General features: G+C 51.4%; 5 protein-coding genes. All 5 read left to right on the top strand.

Features of this window, described 5'->3' with window-relative positions; translation table 11 throughout:
* Positions 1–201 (top strand): hypothetical protein (locus tag IJN28_00915; protein ID MBQ6712332.1); only part of this gene is annotated, 201 nt, incomplete at its 5' end.
* A gap of 195 nt (positions 202–396) precedes the next feature.
* Positions 397–1,041 (top strand): hypothetical protein, encoded by a 645-nt coding sequence (locus IJN28_00910; GenBank protein MBQ6712331.1) that lies wholly within the window; start codon positions 397–399, stop codon positions 1,039–1,041.
* Positions 1,042–1,052: 11 nt separating this feature from the next.
* Positions 1,053–1,874, top strand: a complete 822-nt coding sequence (locus IJN28_00905; GenBank protein ID MBQ6712330.1) for a N4-gp56 family major capsid protein — start codon at positions 1,053–1,055, stop codon at positions 1,872–1,874.
* A 39-nt stretch (positions 1,875–1,913) separates the two neighbouring features.
* Positions 1,914–2,339 carry a hypothetical protein gene (locus IJN28_00900; protein MBQ6712329.1) on the top strand — a complete coding sequence of 142 codons (426 nt, stop codon included), beginning with the start codon at positions 1,914–1,916 and terminating at the stop codon, positions 2,337–2,339.
* A complete protein-coding gene (locus IJN28_00895) occupies positions 2,336–2,710 on the top strand; it encodes a hypothetical protein (GenBank protein ID MBQ6712328.1) in 375 nt (124 codons plus the stop codon). The genes IJN28_00900 and IJN28_00895 overlap by 4 nt, the downstream gene beginning before the upstream one ends.
* Positions 2,711–2,790: the final 80 nt, after the last annotated feature.

Here is a 2,790-nt window from a genome sequence, read left to right as displayed (position 1 = left end):
GACATTCTCGACAAAGGTTGTGTGGCTGGATTTGATGGATACACAATTGAGCATTCTTCCAGTGGATATGAGTTGTATTATATGGAACGAGGACAAAAAAAACTTATATCTTCCTTAGCAAGTGAGCACGAGGTTTGTATTGCTTTCTTGAGCGCGTTTGTTGAGAGTGGCGATCCACAACTTCAAAAATACATTCAGTAAATAAAATATCTAAAGCACTTACAATTTTGTGAGTGCTTTTTTTGTACCCATTTTAGGTAAACGGCACTTGCGAATTTCGTAGGTGCTTTTTATATTACTCTCCCAATCGTTGAGGGTATTGCCGAGGAGACGGCACAAAACGCGACGGAGGTCGCAAGATTCGGGCGGAGGCCCATAATACGGAGGTATTAAAACATGGAATTGAAAGACGTATTTACAGCCCTTGAAGGCATAGAGAACGGCACCGAGATGATCGCTGCTATCAAGATGGAGACGACGCGTTTGTCGAATGAGGCGAAAAGGCATCGTATGGCAAATGAAAGTGCGGGAGCGAAAACGAAGTCGCTTCTTGAGGCACTCGGTCTGGATGACGGTGATGATGTAGTCGAACAGGCAAAGGGCTTGAAGAGTACGCTCGATTCGTTCGCACAGGGCGGCAAGAAGCCGAATGAGGTCGCAAAGCAGATCGCCGATCTGACGAAACAGGTAACGACGCTGACGAAGAATTACAATGAGATGACGAAGACGGCAGAGGCAGAGAAGACGAAACGTCTCGATGCGATGAAAATGTCGCGTGCGGTCGATGCGCTGACGAAGGGCAATGCGGCAAGTCCGCAGAGCATGGCAAAGCTCATCATTGATAATCTGACGGTCGGCGACGATGAAGCGATCGGCTATCGCGACGGCGATAAGGACATGACGGTCGAAGAGGGCGTCAATGCCTGGTTGTCTGCGAATGCGTGGGCAGTGAAGGCGAATCCGCAGGCAGGCGGTGGATCTCCTGCAGGCGGCAACGGTGGAGCGGATGATCCGTTCCTTGCAGGATTAAGCATGAAATAGGAGTGATATGAATGGCAATCAATTATGCAGTGAAATATTCGGCGCAGGTCGATGAGCGTTTTAAATTGGCATCGGTGACAACGGGTGCTGTTAATCAGGATTATGAATTCACGGGTGTAAAAACGGTACAGGTGTACACGATCCCGACGGCTGGTATGAATGACTATAAACGCGAGGGCGCGAACCGCTATGGTACGCCTGAAGAACTTCAGGACACGTTGCAGGAGCTCACCATGTCGCGTGACCGCTCGTTCACGTTCACGGTCGACAAGGGCAACAACGAAGACCAGATGAATGCGAAGGATGCAGGTAAAGCACTTGGCCGTCAGATCAACGAGGTCATCGTGCCCGAGATCGATATTTATCGTCTTGCGAAGATCGCGGCAGGCGCGGGCAATGTTTCGGAAGCGGTAGCAATTACGAAGGATAATGCGTACGAAGCGTTTCTTGATGGCGTCAATGCTCTCACCGATGCAAAAGCACCGATGGGCGGTCGCATCGCATACATCTCGCCTGCGTTTTACAAGGCGATTCGCCTCGATGATTCGTTCATCAAGGCATCGGATATCGCACAGAATATGCTTTTGACGGGTCAGGTCGGTAAGATCGAGAACATCCCGCTCATCTCTGTGCCAAGTTCGTATATGCCTGCTGATACGGCGTTCATCATTACGAATCCGATCGCGTGCTGTGCGCCGATCAAGCTTGCTGAATACAAGGTGCATGACAATCCGCCGGGTGTAAACGGCTGGCTTGTTGAAGGTCGCGTGTATTACGATGCGTTTGTCCTCAATAACAAAAAAGGCGCGATTTACAGACACGTGACGGCATAACCCTCACGATCGGGAGGGCAGGTCGATGCGGACAAGCTTGTGCGTGCGTTTGAGGCCGCGCCTGCCAAGACGCGTGAGGAGCTTCGGCAGGTGGTCAAGTCGACTGCACGCAATATCCAGGCGAGAGCATCGAATGTGCATCGGTATACATCACGAGGCGGTCTGCTTGAGAGAGAGGGCGTTAAGTTCCATGTTGATGGCATGAATGCAGTCGTTTTTCTCAATGACGCGGCTGTTCCTTACGGAAAATATCTGCATGAAGGAACGAGGGCGCACGTGATCGAGCCGCGCAACAGACGTGTCTTACGCTGGCCTGTCGGCGGTGAGGAATTTGCCTTTGCCAAGCGTGTGCAGGTGTCGGGTATCAAGCCCGATCCGTTCTTGTATAATGCCGCTGATGCGGAAACACCGATATTTGAGGGCCGTCTGATGGCGGCTCTCGATAAGGTATTGGGGGGATCATGATGGAGTTTATAGCGCTTGATGATGTACGCGATGAGATACTGGAGGTCAGTGATGCGGACATCGATGAGGCGAACCGATACGTGACGAATGTCGGTGTGAGGCTCGGTGTGGCAGAGGATACGTTCGTTACACCGTTTCGGTATCCGACGTATCGCCTGGCTGTCGTGTATGCGTGCTATCTGTGTGCGCTTCGGCATGTAGGGGCAGACGGCTCGGTCATATTCGACGGCAAGGAGAATGCCGATATATACGCACAGAAGCTGGCTCATTATCGGAACGAAGTTCGAGCGATCGAGCCGCGTTTGGTGGCGTCGGATTTCACTGATCAGAAGACAAGCAGCGGACGTACGATCGAGTTGTGGAGGGCCTAAAGATGAGAAGAAAAGAGATAAGCGGGGCAATCCGTTCCCATCTCGAATCGTTCGTTCCTGCTGTCAAATGGATCGAGCGT

The sequence above is a fragment of the Selenomonadales bacterium genome (assembly GCA_017442105.1).
Lineage (GTDB): Bacteria > Bacillota > Negativicutes > RGIG982 > RGIG982 > RGIG982.
Note: the sequence above shows the minus strand (reverse complement) of the source record. Positions and strands in the feature narration are given on the sequence as shown.

Excerpts from the sequence above, each read along its gene's own strand:
- IJN28_00910 (MBQ6712331.1), top strand. The coding sequence starts at position 397 with ATGGAATTGAAAGACGTATTTACAGCCCTTGAAGGCATAGAGAACGGC.
- IJN28_00905 (MBQ6712330.1), top strand. The coding sequence starts at position 1,053 with ATGGCAATCAATTATGCAGTGAAATATTCGGCGCAGGTCGATGAGCGT.
- IJN28_00895 (MBQ6712328.1), top strand. The coding sequence starts at position 2,336 with ATGATGGAGTTTATAGCGCTTGATGATGTACGCGATGAGATACTGGAG.